The sequence below is a fragment of the Ulvibacterium marinum genome, assembly GCF_003626755.1.
Lineage (GTDB): Bacteria > Bacteroidota > Bacteroidia > Flavobacteriales > Flavobacteriaceae > Ulvibacterium > Ulvibacterium marinum.
In genome coordinates this window covers 1,157,329-1,180,155 of record NZ_RBCJ01000003.1, presented here as the reverse complement: position 1 = coordinate 1,180,155, position 22,827 = coordinate 1,157,329, and the positions used below count along the sequence as shown (strand labels likewise).

16 protein-coding genes are annotated in these 22,827 nt (G+C 41.1%); 10 read left to right on the top strand and 6 right to left on the bottom strand.

Annotation, left to right across the window (positions count from 1 at the left end; genetic code table 11):
* Window positions 1-115: 115 nt before the first annotated feature.
* Together D7Z94_RS18270 and D7Z94_RS18265 are read left to right on the top strand one after the other, a co-directional pair.
* The gene (locus tag D7Z94_RS18270; RefSeq protein WP_120712990.1) at window positions 116-3,517 is read left to right on the top strand and encodes a TonB-dependent receptor; all 3,402 of its coding nucleotides are present in this window, start codon (window positions 116-118) and stop codon (window positions 3,515-3,517) included.
* A gap of 5 nt (window positions 3,518-3,522) precedes the next feature.
* A complete protein-coding gene (locus tag D7Z94_RS18265; protein WP_120713212.1) occupies window positions 3,523-5,109 on the top strand; it encodes a RagB/SusD family nutrient uptake outer membrane protein in 1,587 nt (528 codons plus the stop codon).
* A 209-nt stretch (window positions 5,110-5,318) separates the two neighbouring features.
* Here the strand turns inward: D7Z94_RS18265 and D7Z94_RS18260 are convergent, their stop codons facing one another.
* Window positions 5,319-5,720 (bottom strand): LytR/AlgR family response regulator transcription factor, encoded by a 402-nt coding sequence (locus tag D7Z94_RS18260; RefSeq protein WP_120712989.1) that lies wholly within the window; start codon window positions 5,718-5,720, stop codon window positions 5,319-5,321.
* Between the two features lie 177 nt (window positions 5,721-5,897).
* Here D7Z94_RS18260 and D7Z94_RS18255 point away from each other — a divergent pair, with 177 nt between their 5' ends.
* A complete protein-coding gene (locus D7Z94_RS18255) occupies window positions 5,898-6,623 on the top strand; it encodes a class I SAM-dependent methyltransferase (RefSeq protein ID WP_120712988.1) in 726 nt (241 codons plus the stop codon).
* A gap of 74 nt (window positions 6,624-6,697) precedes the next feature.
* Here D7Z94_RS18255 and D7Z94_RS18250 read toward each other — a convergent pair whose 3' ends face one another.
* Window positions 6,698-8,239 carry a serine hydrolase domain-containing protein gene (locus D7Z94_RS18250; protein ID WP_120712987.1) on the bottom strand — a complete coding sequence of 514 codons (1,542 nt, stop codon included), beginning with the start codon at window positions 8,237-8,239 and terminating at the stop codon, window positions 6,698-6,700.
* Between the two features lie 171 nt (window positions 8,240-8,410).
* Between D7Z94_RS18250 and D7Z94_RS18245 the strand changes: the two genes are divergently transcribed.
* Together D7Z94_RS18245 and D7Z94_RS18240 are read left to right on the top strand one after the other, a co-directional pair.
* A complete protein-coding gene (locus tag D7Z94_RS18245; RefSeq protein WP_120712986.1) occupies window positions 8,411-9,517 on the top strand; it encodes an acyltransferase family protein in 1,107 nt (368 codons plus the stop codon).
* 171 nt (window positions 9,518-9,688) lie between these two features.
* Window positions 9,689-11,548 (top strand): TolB family protein, encoded by a 1,860-nt coding sequence (locus tag D7Z94_RS18240; protein ID WP_120712985.1) that lies wholly within the window; start codon window positions 9,689-9,691, stop codon window positions 11,546-11,548.
* Window positions 11,549-11,588: 40 nt separating this feature from the next.
* On the opposite strand, the gene D7Z94_RS18235 is transcribed toward D7Z94_RS18240, so the two are convergent.
* Entirely contained in the window at window positions 11,589-13,820 is a 2,232-nt protein-coding gene (locus D7Z94_RS18235) for a carbohydrate binding family 9 domain-containing protein (RefSeq protein WP_158594680.1), read from the bottom strand.
* Between the two features lie 564 nt (window positions 13,821-14,384).
* On the opposite strand from D7Z94_RS18235, the gene D7Z94_RS18230 reads away from it, so the two are divergent.
* The 3 genes from D7Z94_RS18230 to D7Z94_RS18220 all read left to right on the top strand — a co-directional run bounded on the left by D7Z94_RS18230 (window position 14,385) and on the right by D7Z94_RS18220 (window position 17,762).
* Complete coding sequence (locus D7Z94_RS18230) at window positions 14,385-15,971, top strand: PD40 domain-containing protein (RefSeq protein ID WP_158594679.1); 1,587 nt, start codon at window positions 14,385-14,387, stop codon at window positions 15,969-15,971.
* Between the two features lie 99 nt (window positions 15,972-16,070).
* On the top strand, window positions 16,071-17,264 hold the full coding sequence (locus tag D7Z94_RS18225) for an alpha/beta hydrolase-fold protein (RefSeq protein ID WP_158594678.1): 1,194 nt from the start codon (window positions 16,071-16,073) through the stop codon (window positions 17,262-17,264).
* 54 nt (window positions 17,265-17,318) lie between these two features.
* On the top strand, window positions 17,319-17,762 hold the full coding sequence (locus D7Z94_RS18220; protein ID WP_120712981.1) for a nuclear transport factor 2 family protein: 444 nt from the start codon (window positions 17,319-17,321) through the stop codon (window positions 17,760-17,762).
* 18 nt (window positions 17,763-17,780) lie between these two features.
* Here the strand turns inward: D7Z94_RS18220 and D7Z94_RS18215 are convergent, their stop codons facing one another.
* From D7Z94_RS18215 to D7Z94_RS18205, 3 genes are all read right to left on the bottom strand, one after another.
* Window positions 17,781-18,248 carry a glycoside hydrolase family 78 protein gene (locus D7Z94_RS18215; RefSeq protein ID WP_120712980.1) on the bottom strand — a complete coding sequence of 156 codons (468 nt, stop codon included), beginning with the start codon at window positions 18,246-18,248 and terminating at the stop codon, window positions 17,781-17,783.
* A 221-nt stretch (window positions 18,249-18,469) separates the two neighbouring features.
* Window positions 18,470-19,381, bottom strand: coding sequence for a PD40 domain-containing protein (locus tag D7Z94_RS18210; RefSeq protein WP_120712979.1), 912 nt, complete (start codon window positions 19,379-19,381; stop codon window positions 18,470-18,472).
* 60 nt (window positions 19,382-19,441) lie between these two features.
* A complete protein-coding gene (locus tag D7Z94_RS18205) occupies window positions 19,442-20,146 on the bottom strand; it encodes a DJ-1/PfpI family protein (RefSeq protein ID WP_120712978.1) in 705 nt (234 codons plus the stop codon).
* 250 nt (window positions 20,147-20,396) lie between these two features.
* Between D7Z94_RS18205 and D7Z94_RS18200 the strand changes: the two genes are divergently transcribed.
* Both D7Z94_RS18200 and D7Z94_RS18195 read left to right on the top strand, forming a co-directional pair.
* Window positions 20,397-21,770: a helix-turn-helix domain-containing protein gene (locus D7Z94_RS18200; protein ID WP_120712977.1), complete on the top strand. Its 1,374-nt coding sequence runs from the start codon at window positions 20,397-20,399 to the stop codon at window positions 21,768-21,770.
* Between the two features lie 126 nt (window positions 21,771-21,896).
* On the top strand, window positions 21,897-22,766 hold the full coding sequence (locus tag D7Z94_RS18195) for a DUF808 domain-containing protein (protein ID WP_120712976.1): 870 nt from the start codon (window positions 21,897-21,899) through the stop codon (window positions 22,764-22,766).
* The last annotated feature ends 61 nt before the right edge of the window (window positions 22,767-22,827 follow it).

Sequence of the window (22,827 nt, the reverse complement as noted above, 5' to 3'; positions counted from 1 at the left end):
AATAGCCAATGAAATAGATACCAAAAAATCAACAAAAAAAATCGGGAAATGCTGGTACCATTCCCCGATAGATTAGTAATCAACTGATACGAGTTAACTAAAATCCTTTAAAAATATGGAAAAATTAAAAGGAATTCGACTTTTTACGTTCAATTCCATAAAAATAAGTCTAGCGTTGAAGCTTACGCTCTTTCTTTTACTAGCCTCAATCCTGTCCGTGCATGCCAATGCCTATTCGCAGCGGACCAAGGTAAGCCTAAGCTTTGAGAACGCTACCATGCAGAAAGTACTTGAGGAAATAGAGGCCATTACAGACTTTAAATTTGTATATACGAACAATGAAATTGATGCGGATCAACGGGTTTCGGTCACCGCAGAGAACGAAAAATTGTCCAGTGTTTTAAAAAGGTTGTTTCAACAAACGGACATCTCTTATAAACTGAGACGAAAATTGATCATCCTACGTTCACTACCCTTACCGAAATCCGCTAAGGTAGTTCCCCTACCCGATAAAACCGAGGAAGACCAACAACTTCAAGTATCCGGTACGGTAACCGATGCCAATGGAGATCCCCTTCCGGGTGCCAATGTTGTTGAAAAGGACACGCAAAATGGTGTTGTCACTGATTTTGATGGAAATTTTACGATTTCCCTCCAAAACGCTGATGCCACGTTACTGGTTTCCTATATCGGTTTTATTACCAAAGAGGTTAGTGCAACTCCCGGTGATGAAATGTCCATTCAGCTCACCACCGATACCGCACAACTTGAAGAAGTAGTACTAGTGGGTTATGGGGTACAGCGAAAATCCGATGTCACCGGATCGGTCTCCAGTGTAGCGGGAGAAGACCTGCTAAGGCGACCCGTGGCCAACGCCATACAAGGCCTACAGGGCCGGGTGGCCGGTGCCAATGTATATCTGAATTCCGGAAGTCCCACGGCCGCACCCCGAATCATAATTCGCGGATTGGGTACCATTAACTCCAGTTCCAACCCCCTATTTGTGGTAGACGGGGTGGTTATGGAAGATTTTCAGTTTCTCAATCCAAACGATATAGCAAGTATGGAGGTGCTCAAGGATGCCTCCTCCACGGCCATTTATGGGGCACGTGGGGCCAACGGGGTCATATTGGTGACCACCAAACGTGGGGCAAAGACGGATGGGATAACGGTTTCCTATGATAGCTTTATGAGTGCGGGCACCTTACGCAAAAAGATAGACCTGCTCAATGCAGAGGAGTTTCTTGAAGTAGTGGAGACCGGTTTTGCCAACACACCAAAGTATCGTGACGATGTAACCGTTGCCCCCATTTTGACCAGAAGCGATCCCAGGCTTTTTGATGCTCAGGGCAATCCTTTGTACGACACGGATTGGCAAGAGGAAGCTACCCGTACGGCCATTACACACAATCATCAGCTCTCTATTCAGCAAAGAAACGGGAACTCTTCCATAGGGGCCTTTTTGAACTTTGCGGATATTGAGGGCATCATGCTCAACAATGACCTGGAACGCTGGAACGGAAAATTGACCTACGATACCAAAATAAAGGATTGGCTGTCGTTCGGTGCCAATCTGTTAGTGAATTATACCAAGGAAAACTCATTTCAAGAAGGTGGGGGAAATCAGATGCCGAGACGGACCATGATCGAGATGCCCCCCATATTCCCGGTACGTTTCCCGGACGGGAGCTGGTCCAATAGCCGTACCATAACCGACAATTTCAATTTGGAGGCCATGGCCAACCCGGTACATGTCCTCGAGACCGAAGTACGGCGTAGATTGCGAAACCAAATATTCGGGAATGTCTTCCTTGAGTTCCAAATTGCCGAAGGACTTACCTTTAAGACCCAATTCGGGATAGATAAACAGGACCGTACGTTTCAAAATTTTCAACCGAACGATTTGCTTAATATTTCGGCACCCTTGGGCAGCGCTGAGGTTATAGAACAAAAAGTGACCTTTTGGCAACAGGAAAATTTCCTTACCTACAACAAATCCTTTGAAAACTCACGGATCAACGCAGTCCTTGGAGCCAGTTGGCAAGAACGTGAATTCTTTGAATTCAGTGCCAGGTCAGAAGGGTTTCCGGACAATTCCTTGTCCTTTTATCGCCTTGAATCGGGTAGTATCTTTGGGGAACCCCGATCCGAATACAACGACTGGTCCATCAATTCCTATTTTGCACGGATTGGATATACCTATAAGGATAGATATTTGATAACCTTGACCGGACGTGCCGATGGATCTTCCCGCTTTGGTGAAAATAACAAATACGGATTCTTTCCCTCCATTGGTTTGGGTTGGGTACTGTCCGAAGAGGAGTTCCTTTCGGAATCCTCCTTCCTAAACCGATTAAAACTACGGACCAGTTATGGGGTAACGGGGAATACGGAAATAGATCCCTACTCTACCCTAGCGACCATAAATTCGGGTACGGCCCTAATCAATGGGCAACGGGTTAACGATAGTTTTGTAAACCGTATCCCCAATCCGGATGTGGGCTGGGAAACCACTACACAATTTGACGTGGGTCTGGAGGTAAGTACCAAGACGAATCCGCAGATTAATCTCGAATTGGATTACTATTACAAACTTACAGAAGATTTATTGCTTAATAGACCAATACCCCGTTCTACCGGTTTTTCGTCCATTCGCGACAATATTGGATCCATTTCCAACAGAGGGGCTGATATTTCAATAAGCTCCCAGTATACAAAGGAAAATTTCTATTGGGAATCGGTCTTGAACATGAACTACAACGTAAACCGCATAGAAAAGTTAGGTGCCAATGACGAGGACATCTTTCCTGGTCCCGGTTTCGTTTCCGGTAGTAATACCATTCTCCGTGTAGGTGAACCCGTGGCCTCTTTTTGGGGACTGGAACGCTTTGGCATTTGGGGAACGGACGAAGCTGCGGAAGCAGCGGCGGTCGGTGCCTTACCCGGGGAGGCCAAACGTTCTACCGAACGTACCATTATAGGAAATGGCCTGCCTGCATGGACCGGAAGTTTTATCAACAACTTCCGTATAGGTAGGTTTGACATTACAGCAGACCTTCAGTTTGTTTTTGATGTGGATATCCTCCAGCAAGCCCATCATTCAACAGAGGATCGATCAGGTATTGCCAATGGTTTGCGTACCATCCTTACCGAAGGCTGGACGCCCCAAAACCAGAATACACAAGTACAGGAAATCCGCAATCAGGGGACTTCGGGTCAGAATAGTCAGGTAGATAGCCGTTGGGTAGCCGATGGTTCCTATCTGCGTGGCAACCTGTTCACACTAGGGTATACCTTCCCGGATAACTTCGTAAACTCCATAGGCCTTAATATGCTACGAATCTATGGAAGCGTGGACAATGCTTTTGTGCTTCAGTCGGATAGTTTTCAAGGGTTTGACCCCGAAGGGTCTTCCCACGACTCCAGTCTTGATTCTGGTCAATTTGGACAGAACATTTTCTTTTTTCAATATCCAAGGCCCAGGACCTTTACCCTAGGCTTTAATCTTAAATTTTAATGGCTATGAAATATCTAAAAATAACAGGTTTTTTAAGTCTCATGCTATTCATGGTGTCCTGTTCCGACTTTTTGGAAGAGGAACCACGGGACCAGCAAAGCGTTGATCAATTTTTTGCGGAGCCTGGCCAAGCCGAAAGTGCCGTAAACTTTCTCTATCAAAACGGAGCTCCGGACATGTATATCAGTCAAGGTGTATTTAGAGGTTCTGACGCCATGTATCTTCAGTATCTCTCCGGTTTTTTTGACAATGAGTTTAGCGGTCAGGAACGTCAGGTAGATCTTGCCCAACAATTGGCCATCTCACCTACCGAGATAGATGCCACATTGAACCGTATATGGGAAAATCTTTACCAAAGTATTTCGGGGGCCAACCTCGCCATTGCCAACATTCCGGATACACCTGGCCTTTCCGAAGCTGAAGGTAACAACCTCATCGCACAAGCGAGTTACTTCCGTGCCTTTGCATATTTCTATTTGGTACGGATGTTCGGTGATGTTCCTTTGATTACTGAACCCGTTGGTGGTTTGGAAGAGGTCTTTGTACCCCGCGCCCCGGTTTCCGAGGTGTATGACCTTATCATTTCCGATCTGAACGTGGCCACGGCAGCAGGCAGTTTACCCGATGGTAATATGGTGAATAACGGTTTTCGTATCACCAGGGAAACCGCCCTAATGCTCTTGGCCGATGTTTACTTGACCATGAGCGGAGCGCCCCTATCAGATAACCGCTATGCCAATGCCGCCGATGCGGTACGAGCGGTAATCAACAGTGGGGCTTTCTCGCTTATACCACATGATACGGACGGGGAAGGAAACGTTATATTGGAAAACAGTGCCTATAACAAAATGCGTAAGGCAAAGACCTTGGCCGAAGATTATATCTATCAGATTGAATATGAAGTCGGTATCCGTTCATTTCCCTACCCGCAATGGTCATTTCCGGCTTCCACAAGCGGTAGTGTGGGATCAGCCTATGCCAACATCAATAATGCTTATGGGCCAAGGCCCGAACTCTATGCACAGTATGACCAGGCACTAGACCTTAGGGCACAGGAAAAGCAGTATTTTCATACCACCTTTACCACTACGGGAGGTGACGAGATCACCTTTCCGGTGACCCCTTATATCTGGCTGGATGAAGATGTCTTTTTTACGACAGCACAGTCCTCCAAGAATTTACGAGTGTATAGTTATCCTGAGGCCTTATTGGTCGCTGCGGAAGCCATTGCGCAATCGGAAGGGGTTACCGCCGAGGCTGTCGACTATCTTACCCAAATACGGGCGAGGGCGTATTGGACCACGGATCCCGAAACCATACGGGCAGAACTTGCCGGACTTTCGGTAGGCGATTTTGTGGAAGAGGTCTGGAAGGAAAGAAATCGGGAGCTGATATTCGACTCTAAACTTTGGTTCGATATGGTACGGACACGTAAATATCCTGCCGGTGCCAATGGTGATGTTACTTTCGTTGATTTGGTAGGCAGGCAGAACACCTTCGGCCAAACCTTTGAGGAAAAGCATTTGTTATTGCCCATATCGGATTCCGAGATACAAACAAATCCCGAGTTGGTTCAAAACCCTGGGTATTAAAATTAAAAAAAGAGGGGGTGTATACATGTCCCACAAACAGAATCAAAACACAAATTGTTTTGTTGTAGTTAGTTTAGTTTGAGTTAGTTTGGAAAACCGGTGTACGTTTCGTCACCGGTTTTTTTATTACTATGTTGTAATTAGGCCGTTCCAAAGCAACTAAGTAATTGGATCGGAAAGAGAAGCTCTTTTCTAAGCCGGTCATTGCTCTAGCTGGCAAGTGCCACACGTACCTTTTTTTGGTTCCTAAAAAATGAAACTTCATGCATTACTTTGGAAATAGAACTATCCAGTTGTTCTGTACTTAAGGGTTTCTTTATGAAATCGATTGCTCCATGCGAATAGGCCTGAAGTTCAAATATGGGCCTGGTAGAGTTCATAATCACCTCCACTGGTTTCTTGAACATCTTTTTGAGAGAGAATCCGTCTATTTCGGGCATTTCTACATCCAGAAGTACAATATCCACTTCCATGGTATGTATCGCCTTCAACCCCAAGAAAGGATTGGTAAAAGCACCTAAGAGTTTTAATCGTTTATTTTGTTGTATCAACTTGGAGGATATCAAAAGTTGCATAGGGGAATCATCGATTACTATGATATTCAATTGCATGGCAAGTAGGTTTTAAGTCAGTTAGGGATAGTGAGAACAGTAAAGTACATTGGAATCTTACAAAAATTGGATGTACGGTCAACTATATCGATAAAATAACGATTCTTTTTATATCCCATTGTTATCTATGGAGATAGTGACTCAAAAGCATTACCTTAGGAATATTCAAGATTGTCCATGAAAAGAATTATCCGCCTTTTATTCCTGCTTGCTTCCCTATCCTCATTGTACCAGTGTCATGGCCAGGACACCAAACCCAACGAAAGCTACACTTTTGAGAAAGGAGACCGCAATGGCATAGGCAAATGGTATATGGGGCGTGAAATTGCCCATGTTATGGGTTTCCAAGGTATGGGATGGCTGAATCGTACAGAGCGCGAATCAGAGGAACACACTACCAAGCTTTTAGAGAATATGGATATCCAAATTGGTGATACCATAGCCGATATTGGTGCCGGATCAGGTTACCATGTGTTTAAGATGGCGGCCATGGCCAAGAAAGGTCATATCTATGCCGTTGATATTCAGGACGAAATGTTGGCCGAGATGCAAAGGAAAAAAGAAAAAGGCAGGGTCAAAAACGTTTCTCTTGTAAAAGGAAGCGAAAAAAGTGTGAATCTCCCGAAAAATTCGGTAGACAAGGCACTCCTTGTAGATGTCTATCATGAGTTTAATTATCCCATTGAAATGATAGCTTCCCTAAAAAAAGCGCTTCGGCCCAATGGAAAACTTTTCCTTATCGAATACCGTGGTGAAGATGATGGGGTACCCATTAAAAAGTTACATAAAATGACCCAGGTGCAGGCCGTTAAGGAAATGGAGGCAGCGGGTTTAAAACTAGAACGGAATATCGGTAACCTCCCTTGGCAACATTGTATGGTCTTTGTTAAGGAACAGCCTTAAGGATAAGGATTTGTTAATCGTGTTAAAAACTAATTCCTGAAGATAAACAAGGTCATCTATATTATTATCTAAACTTAGGGCCTTTTTTTGTTTTCAGGAACATTCTCGTCAATCCATTTTTGAGCCTCTCGGGTATACCACCAGGGTGAAAAGTTTTCTGCCTCCACAATGTTCTTATAATATTCCAAACTTTTTTCCGGTATTTCTTTTATTTGAAAAAAGTTGGCCATATAGAAATTGGCATAGGGATTATTTTCATCTGCTTCCAAAAGTATTTCTCCTATCTCCCTGAATTGATTATCGAAATCGGTGAATTCTTCTCTATCCCGTATATCGTCCATGAATTTTAGCATAAATAAATTTCGTACCAGAACCAAATCTCCATAATCCTGGTAATCGGGAAAATGTTTAAAAAGCTGATCTAGTATTTGCTTACTTAAATCACCCTCAATATCGCTATATCTGCTCATGAAAGTTGCTGCCAAGGATTGGGCCATCAATTTCTTCCTGATAAATTCACTTCTATTTTTGGTCAATCTATCTTCTAACGATTTCAGTGTAGCCTGGTCCTCAAAAAGAGGTTCTTCCTCCAAATCAAGGACAAAATTCTTTAAAAAACTAAGTGCGAATAATGAGTAGGATACATCACCGGCTATTAACCTGGCCGGGTCGCTCATCAGGTTATTGTTTGCCGCTATGATAAAGGTCAGATCTCGTTTTGGCGCTTTTAAAAACAAGCTCGAATAACAATCGTACTGACCATAGCCCCATACCAGTTTTTCATCTAGGAATTCCTGGGTAAAAACTCCAAGACCATAAGGCAGGTCGGGACCAAATGGGTTGAACATCTTATCTTTGAAGGTATTCGTAATCAGCATGTTTTTATCCAATGCCCTGCTCAATTTGAACAAATCGCGGACCGTAGATGAAATTCCAGCTGCTGTAGAATATCCATAGTCGATGAATCCTGGATTTGATTCTTTGACCATATACCCGTCTTGGAGCTCCCCACCCAAAAAATAAGGTTGGGCTACCTTTCTTTTTTCCGTTACAAGCTGCAGGGAATCTCGCAACAAATAGGTGTTTTTAAGTTGTAAGGGGTTGATGATCCTTTCATAGATATTTGTTTTAAAATCCTTTCCGCTTGCTTTTTCAATGACATCTCCCAAAAGCATAAAACGACCGTTGTTGTAATAAAACCGTTGTCCTGGGATGCCTTGAGAGGTGTGGGACAAGGCGTGTTTGACCTTTATGGAGTCTCCTATATTTGAGTTTTCAGAATAAATTCGTAGAGACTCATTCAAAGATAATTTTCCCTCATCCACCAATTGCCCAAGGACTATGGCCGAAAACATCTTGGTCAGAGACGCCATGGGAAGGGTCGTAATTGAATCCATGGGAACCTGTTGTTCGATATCGGCCAGTCCCATATAATCTTCGTAGATGATGAGATCTCCCTTACCGACCAAAACGCTAAGTCCTGGTATCTGAAAATATTCCTTGAGCGCTGAAAGTTCTTCTGAAAATTTTGCTTTTTGGGTGGACGGAATATTTTCGGAATTGGAACACCCTAAAACAAATAAGGTAACCATCAAAACGCTAAAAAATCGGTTCATGAATTCTTTTTTTGAGTAAGCTATTAAATTACATTTAACGGAGTATAACCAATTCCATTTGTTACGGTCACTTGGAACTACAAAAGTTAGGAAAAACAATGATGAAAAAAAGCCGTTTTCAGAATACTAAGAAAAAACATCCTATCTTCATAGCTAGGATAAGTTGTACCTATGACCACCAAAAAGACCTCTCGCCTGCTCTCCTTGGATGCCCTACGCGGTTTTGATATGTTATTTATCTCCGGTGGAGGTACTTTTCTGGTACTTTTAAAGGGAAAGACAGAACTGCCTTGGGTAGATACCCTGGCCGATCAGTTAAATCATGTACCTTGGAACGGCTTTGTTTTTTACGACTTCATTTTTCCGCTCTTCCTCTTTATTGCAGGGGTCTCACTCTCCTACTCCTTGAACAAAGGGCTTGCCCTGGGTCTTACCAAGTCTAATTTGTACAAAAAGGTTTTCATACGGATGTTGATCCTAATCGGGTTGGGGATTCTCTACAAGAACAGTCCGTTTCCTTTCTTTGAGCCATCCGAAATACGCCTTGGTAGCGTTTTGGGCCGTATCGGATTTGCTTGTTTTATCAGTACCCTATTATACCTCAATTTCTCAAAGCTCCGAAGAGTCTATTGGATCACGGGCATTCTTATCGCTTATTATGCCGCCCTTTTCCTTATACCCGTACCTGGCTATGGGGCTGGAGATCTATCTTTTGAGGGTAATTTGGTGGGATGGTTCGACCGTACTTTTTTACCGGGACGTCTTAAGCAGGGAGACTATGATGAGTTAGGGCTGCTGACCCAATTCCCGGCACTCTGTATCACCATTTTTGGAAGCCTGGCGGGGGATATGCTTCGGAGTAATGCCACAGAAAACAAAAAAACGCTTACCCTAGTTCTAATTGGAGTAGTGGCGGTTATCATCGGACTTATCTGGAACATGCATTTTCCCATCAACAAGAGATTGTGGAGCAGTTCGTTCATTATGCTTACCAGCGGCCTTTCTTTTTTGATATTGGCCCTTTTCTACTACATCATTGATGTAAAAGGGTTCAAAAAATGGGCCTTCTTTTTTAAGGTCATCGGGCTTAATTCCCTTACCGTTTATTTGGCCTATCGCTTTATTGACTTTTCATATACTTCTTCCACACTGTTCGGAGGGCTTTTTGACATCTTTCCCGAGAAATGGCATGAGGTATTTATCGCTTTTGGGGCCACTGCCCTGGTATGGCTCTTCCTCTATATTTTGTATAAAAAGCGGATCTTTATAAAAATTTAGCCCTTTCTCAGATTAAGGACCCATTACACAATCTAAACTATGGGCCTATTTGGAAGAAAAACCGAGAACATTTGTTCAATTGTGTTCGGATGAATGTATTCATACGAGTTATGGCCCCTGTTCTGCCCGTGAATCTCCTTCCCTGTATTATTTTAATCCCAAACCATAATTATGAAAGGGCTATACCAATTCTCACTCATTCTATGTTTTACAGTCAGTTCTTGTCAATTTGATTCTTCCAGTAAGACGGCCGGTAAGAAGACCCCAAGTCTATTCCGTTTAACAACTGATTTGGGTGACCAATACAGTCCAAAATTCTCAAACAATGGTAGGTATCTTGCCTATATCTCCACAGAACACAAACGTGAGGATATTTTTATCTATGATTTTCTTGAGAAGAAAAAAATAAAAGTGACCGATTCTATCCACAACAATGAGGATATAGAATGGTCTCCTGATGACCAATTCCTTTCCTTTACCTCCTATTTGGATGGCATCCCGACCGTGCGAGTTTTTAGATTGTCCGATGCTACCGTTAAAAGTATTACTAAGGAAGAACAAAAGGCCTCTGATGCTAAATGGTCCCCGGATGGTCGTACGCTTGTTATGGATTTTAAACAAAAAGGGAAAGACCTATGGTCATTGGATATAACTTCCTCAGAATTTACACAACTCACTAAAATGGAAGGTGATGAAATCAATTTTGGCTTTTCACATGACGGGAATTACGTGGGATTCAATTCCAGAGGGACTCCATTTCCACACCTCCAGGCCCTAAATTTGAGAACCAGGGAAATTATCCCTTTGGTCAACGACGCATCTGGATTTGAATGGCATCCCAGATGGTCACGCAAGAAATTTGAAGTAATCTTTTATAGCACATGGAATAACGAAATGACGGATATTTGGGTTACCGATGGATCTAAAGAAGGATTAGAAAGGGTCACGAACCGTGAAATAGAGGAATTTGGCCCTGCGACAAATCATGATGAAACCCTGATTGCCTACTTCTCCTGGGACAAATCCAACGAAATAATGGTATACGACCGAAGAACGAAATTGGAAAAAAGTCTCTTGCTAAAAAAGGAAATCATAGTAGAATGGAACCCTATGAGCTGGTCGCCCCTTGATAACCGATTGGCGTTTGTGGGCAGACATGAAAAAGATCGTTTGTACTCCTTTTCCTTTAAGGATAGCTTAATTACATTGGTTATGCCCAATGGTCCCAACAATTATGAAACTGATGCCAATATAAATGATAGCGGAGCGTACCTCTTGTTCAATGATCAAAATAACATAGTAATCAGGAATATGCGAACAAGCAAGGATGTCATCATCGCCCCAGCGGAGGATCATCAGCTTGATATTAATCCTATGTGGGTTCCAAGTTCAAACGATCAAATTTCCTTTATCCATATTTCCGGTGGAGCATCCGACACCAACGACATATGGATTATGGAAAAGGATGGCAGCAATAAAAAACAACTAACCGACATTGGAGGAATAAAAAATTATCAATGGATCGACCGCGATAATCTTGTTTTTTCCTATGATTCTGATACAAGTTATGGCAATTATGATATCTGGACGTTTAATTTGCTATCCAATACCTACCGACCGTTGGTACAAGATGAAAACGCTACGCTTTATGCATCCAGCGTTTCCAGGGACGGTAAAGAACTACTTTTCTCAGGGGATTTTGATGGTGCCGAAAGAATCTACAAATTGGATTTGGATAGACCCGATAACTACAAGAAAGTTGTAAATACCTTGGATGGCGGTAGCTCCCCCATTTTCTCACATTCCGGAAAAGCGATTGCTTTTGTATCCAACAATAATGAGGAGCAATATTATGATATCTATGTCATGGCCAAATACGGAGGCACGGTAACCCGAATCACTAATTCCCCGGAGCGCGAACATGGGATTGAATGGATGCCGGATGACCAAAGCCTATTGTTTTCTGCCAATAAGGGTAATAAGGATATTTATCTGGTTGATGTTGATAAAAGAATGGAAGAGGCAAATTAGTCTTGCTTGTAAAATTTAAGACTTGGAAATACACCATTTCCTAGGGCCTCCATGCATATCCAATCTTAAAGAATAAGGTCCGGTCCATACGTTCCAGCTCAAATTGTTGGTTTGAGAAGGTATTTTCAAAACCGGACAAATTATCCACGTAACCTAAAAATAGTACAGATCTAGGATTCAGTCTATAGGAGAGTATTAATTGCGCAAAAAAGGAACGGTCAACGGCATTGACCTCATCCATATAGAGTTCCGGATTTCGCAAAGTATGACGGTATTGTGCCACTGTTTTAAAAACAAGTTTGGTGCTAAAATTATAGGCTGCCAACAATTGGGACAGATTGGCGGTAAAAATTGTATTGCCCATAAGGTGGAGTCTTTGGTATTGATGATTTAAGGTCATTTCTATACGATTTCCGATTCGGATATCGGACTCAATCCGAAATTGCAGGTTATCGGCCCTTCTAGTATTCACAAAGTCTACCGCCGGGCCTAGGTTCACCCAGCCATTAATACCCAAATTACCTGTAGGCTGTATGTCAAAACCTGTCCAAAATCTTGGTAATTTGAATGTTGTCGAATTAAATCTTTGCCAAACCAAATCAGGATTTACCCATAAATTCAATTGAAGAGGTCCATTAAAATAGGCACTTGTCCATATACCTTCAAAATCCAAGACTCCTAAAGTGGATTCTCTTCGAAAACCTCCGGCGTTCCACCCTATGTTTTGGTACCAAGTCACTTCTTTTGGCCAGAACTTCCTTTCAACATACAGTCTGTACCTTCTATAGTCCACTTGGGGAACAAAACCGGCATCCGCCCTAAAACCACTGGTGCGGTTTTCAAAAATTAAGGCACCCTCCCAATTTCGGGTTTCATAGTTTAGGTTTAAGTTATACGAATTACCAGTAACATCTGAATCGGAAATTCCATTTTCTTCTGTCACCGAATCGGAATAGCTACTTTTTGAATGTAAATATTGTGCTCTGATAACCAAGGGTTTATAGGGTCGAAGAAAAAAGTCAAATCCGCCTAGGTGATTGTAATAATTTTCAGTATCTCTTAAGGTATACAAAAACCCAATGTTATAGTTTTCACCTATGTCCCTTCTGTATCTCCCTATGAAGTTCGAAACATTTTCGTCCACCGATATGTTCTTGGATTCCTGAAATCCAGGAAGTATAAGATTATTGATCCGGTCTTTGGCATATATCAAACCAAATGCGTTTTTCCCTATTTTCCCGGTAATCTTTGATCCAATGGAAGGATCTGCAATAGTTCTTGAAAAAAAAGCATTCAATAGCGTGCTGAAAAAGTCGTTGCCCTCTAAGAAAAAAGGTCTCTTTTCCGGAAACTGCAACGCAAATCGGTTATTTACATCCAATTGGGCATCATCTGCCTCCACCTGTGAAAAATCAGGATTAATGGCCAGATCAAAAATAACATTGGTGGCAATACCCCAACGGGCATTCAGTCCCAAATTTGTTTCAACATCCCCTTTCTGTAGAGACCCACTGGGAAAATCTAGATTTTCATCAAATCTATTCAGTGTCAAAGTAGGGGTAAATTCCAAATTCTGTCCGGAATTGATCTCCGTAAATCCCGATAATAAATCGGCCTGACACAAAAGACAATTGTTGTCTTGGTCTATAGGTATTGTACGAAATTCCTTTTCCAAACTTCGCGGGTAGGCCCTGAATCCAAAAAACCGCCATGACATACTTTCTCCCGTATTTGGGAACCTCAATGATTTAAAAGGAATTGCACCTTCAACGCTATATCCCGTTTCAGTGAGTTTGCCCTTGGAGGTCCAAATGGCATCCCAAGTGAGATCGGAATTTCCACTCTGCTCATCATAAAATCCATCCTCTTGAGCTCCGTAAGGGTTGATCGAAAAGAAAAATGCCCTTCTAGAATCGTTAAAGGGATCCAAGAAAATGGAAACATAATCGTTGTCATCCAGCCTATCCCTGTCCGTTATAATCGCCCTTATTTTATCAGGGTCATCATCATTTGCTTCAAATGAAAAATAGAAATTTTCATTATCATATGCCATCCGTAATATGGTCTTTGCCTCTGCCTTTATATTGTTCCCAGGATTGGTTTCATAATCTAATAGAACGGGGCTGGCTTGCCTCCAAATCGCTTCATCCAGTTCGCCGTCAATTGTAACAAGGTTTTCTTCTATTTTTTCAATCCGATAGGTCTTGTTTTCCAATTCCTGCCCAAAAACGTAAAACGGAAAGACAAATAGAACCAGCTTGCGTAAGACCATGGCCATATGATTTAAATAAATTGCTCAAAACAATGTATTTGAAAAAAAACCACAATACGATGGAAACGGCCTTACTTCCGTAGTAATTCCCCTAAGTGCACAAATCTATTTATACGACTACATTAGTAATTGAATAGGTACATAACTATTGAATCAATGAGGAGTATCGTTAGAATCAAGATAGTCGACTTTAAATGAACTACTATTTATTTGAAAAGTCGAAAAACCTATGAAGATGAGCTGACACCCATTTAAAACAATTTGGGTTTAGACATGGATCTGGGCACTACGTAATTTAGTTCATTTACTTCTATTTGTACATATTGGCATTTAGATGCAATACGCTATTGGGAACTTTAAAATAAATTGTTGATGAATAAACAGGCACTGGGTAATCCTTAAGTAATCTTACCCTGTTAGTACCGCTCTCTCAATTTGGATTTGTTGATGATACTTGTGGATAAAATGCTTTGGTTCTTACCACCCCATAAAATTAGGGTGATTTCAATCCAAATATTTTCTCCCATTGATTCCAAAATTTCCACTTCTCTCAGAAAGAAATGGATGATAGCGTCCTTTCTTAGTCTCGTCGCTTTAGGGGGATATCCCCAAGATTCGACGAATGATAATCAAGCACTTGGGAGCAAACCGGTCAAAAAACGAACCTTATCCCCTTTACGGCTTAGCAATGTTCCGGCTCAATGGAGTGCTTATTGGTCTCCCGACAATAACCATATTACCTATACCGATTGGACCACCACCCAAGAAAATGGAAAGAACAGGGAGTGGAACTGGGATATTTACGTCATGGAAAGTGATGGAACCGATGTTGTAAATCTTACTAACCATCCATCAGTGGATATTGATTCGCATTGGGCGCCCAATGGCAAACAACTTTGCTTTAGCAGCAATAGGGATGGTGATTTTGACATTTACACAATGGACAGCACAGGATCTGGACTTACCAATATCACCAATACTTCTGTAGATGAGTTTTATCCGAGATGGTCTCCCGATGGCCATAAGATTGCCTTCCTTTCCCCCCAAAATGAAAAAATGGACATCTATATTTTGGACTTAAGGACAAGATCTTCCATTAATCTCACTAATCATTCTGCCAACGATTCAGATCCATCCTGGTCCCCCTCAAGCGACAAATTGGTTTTTACTTCAGATAGGGACGGTAATCAGGAAATATATGAAATCATGATTGATGGGACTGGTTTAAAAAGATTGACATATACCACTGCCGATGAATCGGCCGCAGCTTATTCCCATGATGAAAGATATATCGCTTTTAACTCCGATAGGGACGGCCTGGGACCAAAGCGCTACGGCTATGTTCAGAATTATGTAATGAAAAGTGATGGTACCGAATCAAAAAGAATTTCTCTAGTGCCCACGGGAGGTAATGCACAATTAAATTGGTCCAGAAATGACGATAGATTATTGTTTTCCTCTTGGCGGGGAGGAGATAGGGGTATTTATACGATTAACGTGGACGGTACTAATGAACAACGGATTTCGCCCACCACCATTTGCGATTTTATGCAGATAACGCTTGAACAAGATGCTACAACGAGTATCGCACTGTATAATAAAGCAAGGCTAAAGGACCCTAATGCACTTTTCTTTACGGGAGGCATACTGGAACGCTTGGCATTTGAACTTATGGATAAAAAGAGAATTGATGAAGCCATTCAAATCTTGGAACTCTATCAGGCAGAAGACCCTGATAGTGAGTCGCCACAAAATGCGTTATTGGTCGCCTATAAATTAAAAGGTGTTGATGCCCCTCCCTACCCTAAAGAAATCGTAAACATGATCCTTCGCAATTTTAACGAGGGCATGGTTTCTTTAAGGACATTAATGGATAGATACCCAAAATGGTATTTGGTGAATGCCAACGAACTGCTGGAACTTTCCAAATTCCTGAGCGAAGAAGGCAAGTTGGGCAATACATTGATCCTGCTAGAATTTACATTAGAGAAATATCCCGAAAACACCAAGGTAATGGATGCTCTTTCAGATACCCATCAGAAACTTGGAAATTGGCCAAAGGCCCGCTACTATTTGGAAAAAATATTAAAAATTGAACCTGAAAATAAAAAGGTTACACAACGTATTGAGGTCTTAAAATCTACTAATTAAGGATAGTAAAAAGACATACAAAGGATTTATTCGCAAATACATTTCCTAGTATTTCAATCAAAAATGCGCTCAAAACCAGAATACAAGAAGATGCTTAAAATGAAAGTGTTCATCGCCTTATTTTGCTTTATTGCTTCTATTTTATGTAAAGCCCAAACACCAGAAAAGGAGTATCTGGTACAATTCGGAGAACTCATTACCATAAAATCTTCAATACTTAAAGAAACACGGGATATTTGGGTCTACCTCCCACCAAATTACCATGACACTTACCACCAGCCAGCTCGATATCCTGTTCTGTATATTTTAGATGGCGATATTCATTTTCACTCCTTGAGCGGTTTGGTTCAAATTTTAGGAGCTGGTCTTAATGGAACCTATGTGATTCCTGAAATGATTGTAATCGCCATACCGAATACAAATCGAACTAGGGATTTGGCACCAACTATTCTTGACAATAATGACAGTTCTACGAATTCTTATTCCTATAAAAACAAAAAGGGATTAAACTTTCTCAAATTTATTCGGGATGAATTGATTCCAAAAGTCGATTCCAGTTATCGCACCGCAAATTATAGAACTTTCATAGGACAATCATTGGGCGGATTAACAGTGATAAACGCGCTACAAACCATTCCCGAAACTTTTAATGCATATGTGGCAATTGAGCCAAGCTTATGGTGGGATGACAAAGTTTTATTGAAGCGAGTAAAGGACTATTTCAATCGATCTGACCTTAAAGGGAAAACCTTTTTCTTGGCACAGGCCAATACATTGAACAAAAAAGACTCGGTAAACCTCCATTTCGAATCCATAAAAGAGATGCTAACAATTCTTGAAACTCGTAACCGATCAAATCTAAAATGGAAGTATAGGTTCTATGAAAGTGATAACCACGCCTCCGTGGCCTTGGCAGGGGAATATGATGCGCTACGATTCATATTTGAAAAGTTCCATGCGAGCCTCGACAACATTTTTGGCCCTAAAAATTTGGAAGCCCACTACATAAGACTATCAGAAGAATTGAAAACCAATATAGCCCCACCGGAAAGAGTTGTGCAGCGATTTGGGCAAGTAGCTCTATCCAATCAAAAGTATGATCTGGCACAAGAGTACTTTCAAATGAACATCCAATACTACCCGAACAGTGCCAGCGCTTTTGGTGATATGGGAAACTTGATGCATACAAAGGGTCTAAATACAAAAGCTTTGGAATATTATAAAAATGCCTTGAGTTTTGATTTGGACAATAAATACCTAGCCGATAAAATTAAAAGCTTAAAGAAAGAATAGTCAACCTCAGGGATTACAATCCTGGATAAAACTAACAATTTGATAAACATACCCATGAAAAACAATAATCTAGTAGTCTTTCTATATTTTTTGTGCACGGTAGGTTGCACGTTTTGCAACGCACAGGACCCAGATGATAAAAGTCTAATTGAAACAATCATTACCGAATGTTACCTAGAACCCTTATATCTCAATGGCAATCTTGATAAAATCAAGGAAGGGTTCCATAAAGAATTCACCATGTACGTATTGTATAAGGGTGAATTTTATGCAACGTCCAGAGCGAAGTGGATTGAAAACATCAAGGCGACCCGGTCAAGAAACCTCCCTCAAAAAAACTATAGTTGGCAATTTAAAATCATCGATCATGAAGGGCAAACCGCTGTGGTTAAACTGTGTATAAATGAGGAGGGAAACCTAAAATACATAGACTATCTTACCTTATATAAATTTCAAGATGGCTGGAAGGTAATTACCAAACAATTTTCCATGTTCTAAGTTTAGTACATTTCTCCATTACGGACCGATCCATTCAGCCTTCCAGTCGGTTTTGTCCAAAAGTCCGACGGACCAATGTTGAATTGGGCTCCAATCACTTAAATCTCCATTACTGTCCCATACCCTTACTTTCCAATAATACGATTGTTGTGATTGCAATTCGTTTCCTTTAAAAACAATCTCATCGGTTTTATTTGATTTAACCCTGCCTGAATCCCAAATATCGGGTAGATTACGGGAGAGTGCTGCTGAATCACTGGCTACCAGTATCTGATATGCAATTTGGTCTTGACCTTTTTCTTTGGATTTTAGCTCCCAACTTAAATGGGGTTGCGACATTTCAATTCCTGACGGATTTATCAAGTATTCGCATCTCAAATTGCCGATGGCAATGGAAGTGGAAATGTCCGATACACAAGCTTTCATGGCAATAACCGTAATTAAAAAACCCATTGCCATGGATCCGATCAAGTGTTTTATTTCCATAGAATTTTTCTGTTCTTTCTAGCTCGGTATTCAGTCTATCCATGAACAACTGAACTCAACAAATCTATGTTTTTAATCTATGAAAAAACAAGTATTTGTAGTTTTTTTTCTACATTTTATTGTTTTGTTGTATTTTTTTCTACAATACATGCCCTATACCCCAGCGTAGCTCTAATTTGCGGTTGATTTTTGCCATGAAAAGAATTCATACGAATTTCCCATTAAGGTAAAAGTCGTATTTTATGTATATCGCCGGTGGATAGTTCCAACGTATAGAGGCCATTGGAAGTTTCATCGTGCCATTCAAAAATCAATTTATCCCCATCAGGATGCCATTTGGCATGAAGTTCTTGGCCCGGCAAATTCGTGATCCTTTCCACTCCTGTCCCATCGGTATTCATTAGGTAGAGGTTATAATTTCCGGAATCGCTCAATTTGGGGTCATCCCTATTGGAGTGAAAGACTATCTTATCCATAGCGGGTGAAACTTCGGGAAACCAATTGATACCTTCCAGGAATGTCAATTGCCTAAGGTCCGATCCATCGGAATCCATTTCAAAAATATTATAGGTGCCTCCTTGTTTAAAATCTGAAGTAAAAAGTATTTTATCGCCTATGATTTTTCGGGGATACCAGTTTTCACCATCAGGATTGTAAAGCTCCCTTATTCGTGAGCCATCCTTGTCCATGATACGTATTTTTGTTTTGCCATGCTCAAGGACGGAATTGAAAATGATTTCATAGCCAGTAGATGACCAGGTAGGTTCTACATTATATCCAGGCAATTGTGTAAGTTGTTTCAGGTTTTCACCATTAGCGCTCATGGTAAAGATTTGTGCTCCGTCTCCAATATCTGCATGAAAAAGTATACATTCACCATCCGGTGACCAAACTGGGCCCTTTTTGATTCGAGCTTCCGGAAAAGTAGTTAGCCGTCTAGCATTTTTACCAGCAATACTTGCAGAATATATTTCCCAAACATCTTTTGATGCGTCTTTGGCGTGAATAAATGCAATCTTTGTTCCATCTGGCGAAATATCCGGTCTTCCAATATGGCCTTCCAACTCTTGTTCTTCCGATTTACAGTTTAAAAGAAGTAAAATGGGTAAGACAAGGAACGAAAGCTTTTTCATAGTTTCATATATATTCTATTCGTAGTAGTAATATTCAATATTTGGCCGCCCCATAAAACCTTATTCTTCCCCAACCACATAGCCCTCATTGGGATGCCACTTATCATATTCCATATATTTGGCCGTTTCCAGTGCAACATCTTTAGAAATTAATCTTTCCACTACATGTAAGGCACCATCAATACCCGCTGATACGCCGGCTGTTGTCACAATCTTTCCATTGTCTACAAAACGGACATTTTGCAAAACCTCGGTATCTGTAAAAGTTTCTTTTAAACGTTCAATACTACCATACCAAGTCGTTGCCTTTTGGTCTTTGAGCAGACCGGCATCACCTAATAAAAATGCACCGGTACAGACTGACAAAAAGACTTCGGTCGTTTCCGAACTATTTCTGATCCAATCGATGACTTCCGGGGTTTTTCTGGATTCACTGGTAGCTCCTCCAGGAATTACTATAATATCAGGCATAGGACAGTTTTCAATAGAGTAATTAGGTATGATTTCCACAAAACCCTGACTTTTAATATGATCTGTACCATAAGTAACTGTGTATACATTAAATAAAGAAGTCCATTGGTCCTCCTTGGTTTTAATGGAAGTAGCTGCAAAAACCTCAGCAGGGCCGCTAAAATCCAACAGCTCCACTCCCTCATATAGAAATATGGCCACATTTCGTCTTTCTATATCCTTACTTTTCTGTGCATTTCCATCAGCCAAGAAAAAAACAAGCCACAACAGGCCAAAGATCTGGATGTGTTTCATGATTGGTTTTTGTCAAAGTAAGGGTCAAAACGGTTTGTGATCATCAAATAACGGTTAGGTTTTGTGTGTATAGAACCAGATGGACAAAAAAGCAAGCTAGACCGGAAACGGTGAAAGTAAAGCAATGTATAAACGGTTGGACGCGATCCATCATTCTACATGGAACCTAGTTGATTTAAGAAAATGTTATTAAAAAAAACTTAGCTGGTTTAAAAGCTTTATTTATTTTAGGACATACCTAGCCAAGATTATGAAGCTTACATTGTTCAAAATACTTTGCCTAGTTACGCTGTTCGGCGTTTTCCCATCAACTTTATTAGCACAGCAGGAGAGTAAATCTATTCAAGATAAAAGATACGTTTGCCCCCCTTGTGGCTGTGCCAATGACCATAAAGTATTTGAGAAACCGGGAGCCTGTAAGGTTTGTGGAATGCCGTTGATAGAGGAACCGCTGGGGATAAAAGGGCGTATTTCCAATACGATCGAAGTTACCTATACCAACTCTACCTTCAACCAAATCTATCCTAAGCTAATCTATCCCGCTTTTTTTATTGGCCTTGCCCTTGGACTATTATCCCTCCTATCCCTCGGTTTAGGCCGAAAAAAATTCTTGAATCCTTTTTTGGCCGCGATAGTCCTGGTCTTGGCCTTGTATGGATTGAAAAATCAACTTTTTGGTGTTCCCTATGGTATGACCGATTCCTTTCAATCCCTTTTTGCACCTATTTCATTTATTGTAATTCTAGGGCCCCTGCTCTATTTCTACAATAAAAGTGTCCTGAGTACCAACTTCAGGTTTAAGAGGTCTTACTGGCTGCATTTCGTTCCAGGATTAATCATATTTACGTGGTATTTTAGTACCAGCTTAACCGAGGAATCCGCAAAGAGGGAACTGATGCATTCCCCTTTTGAGGTTGCCATAAGCCATTATGAGCAAAGTATCGCGGTCCTTTTCGGATTTATCTATTTCACAGTCTCTTTTGTTGCGTTTAAAAAGTGGAAATCAAATCATGCTCTTAGAAGCCATACATTACCCGATTGGTTGCAAAAATTCAATCTTGTTTTTCTTGGTATACTAATAATTTGGGGCCTACTGATCTTTGTCAACTACTGGATCTATAGTTTTGGTATCGCCACTTTGCTTTATCAAGTTTTATGGGTGTCCTTTGGTCTTTTTATTTATTGGATTTGTTTCGAAATAATGAACAACCCCAAATTCTTTTTGTTGAACAAAACCAATAATGGTGTAAATGGCCTGGTATCCATCACCAAAGGCGAGCTAAATAGCATAACAGATCGATTGGAGTCCTTAATGCGCGTGGAAAAAATCTATTTAAACGAAAAACTCAGTCTTAACGATGTGGCGCAAAATCTGGAGGTAAACCCGAAGTACCTCAGCATGATCCTCAATAATTCAATCGGGAAAAGCTTCTACGAATATGTAAATACATTTAGGATAGAGGAGGTAAAAAATCTAATGATCGATCCGGTCAACAGCAATATCACCATTGAGGCCATTGCAAATAAGGCAGGATTCAATTCGAAATCAAGTTTTAATACCATGTTCAAAAAGGTCACCGGAATGACCCCAAAAGAGTTTATGAAATCCGGCTCCTCAACGTAATCAAAGTAAATCATTACCAATGGGATCGGTCCCGAGTTTTTGCAAAAGGAACAATCCATGAACTATCCATTGCTTTACTGTTATAAAGAACGTATTTTGCAACCAATGCTAATAGGACGGAAATAAATGGCATCAGGTTTTTTTGCAATACTGGACGATATCGCCACCCTTATGGACGATGTTGCCTCGATGAGTAAAATTGCGACCAAGAAAACAGCGGGCATATTGGGCGACGATCTGGCCGTAAACGCGGAAAAAGCTTCAGGATTTGTTTCTTCTCGAGAAATTCCGGTACTATGGGCCATAACCAAAGGATCCTTTTTAAACAAGCTTATTATTCTACCTGCCGCATTCTTGTTAAGTACTTTTCTTCCCTGGGCCATTACTGTTATTTTAGTTTTAGGGGCCATCTACTTGGCCTATGAAGGTGGTGAAAAGATTTACGAATATTTCTTTCCGCATCAAAAATCCCATGAAAAAATCCACGTAAAAGAAAGGACGGAAAATGAAATCCTTGCACTGGAAAAAAAGCGTGTCAAGGAGGCCATAGTAACCGATTTCATTTTGTCCGTGGAAATTGTGATTATTGCCCTGGGCACCGTTTTGAAGGAACCTCTGGTCACCCGGATTATTGTAGTTTCCGTTGTCGCGATTATCGCAACCGTAGGGGTATATGGTATTGTGGCCCTACTCGTGCGTATGGATGATTTTGGAAACCGACTGATCGCACTTAACACTAAAAGCCACAGTTTTTCGGATATTGTGGGAAAGTTTTTGGTTCGTGCCTTGCCCAAAGTAATCAAGGGGCTGTCCATTATCGGCACAATCGCTTTGCTTTTGGTCGCTGGGGGAATCTTTGTCCATAACATAGACTTCTTACATCATTTTCTGCCCGGTCTTCCTTCGTTGCTGCAAGAATTTATCATAGGTCTGGTAATTGGACTGATTGCACTACTGGTGGTAAAGGGTTTTCAAAAGATGTTTAAGCGATCTTAAAGTGAGCCCATAGGCAAGTCGGATAATTTCACTAATTTGACATTTGAATACAAAACAACAC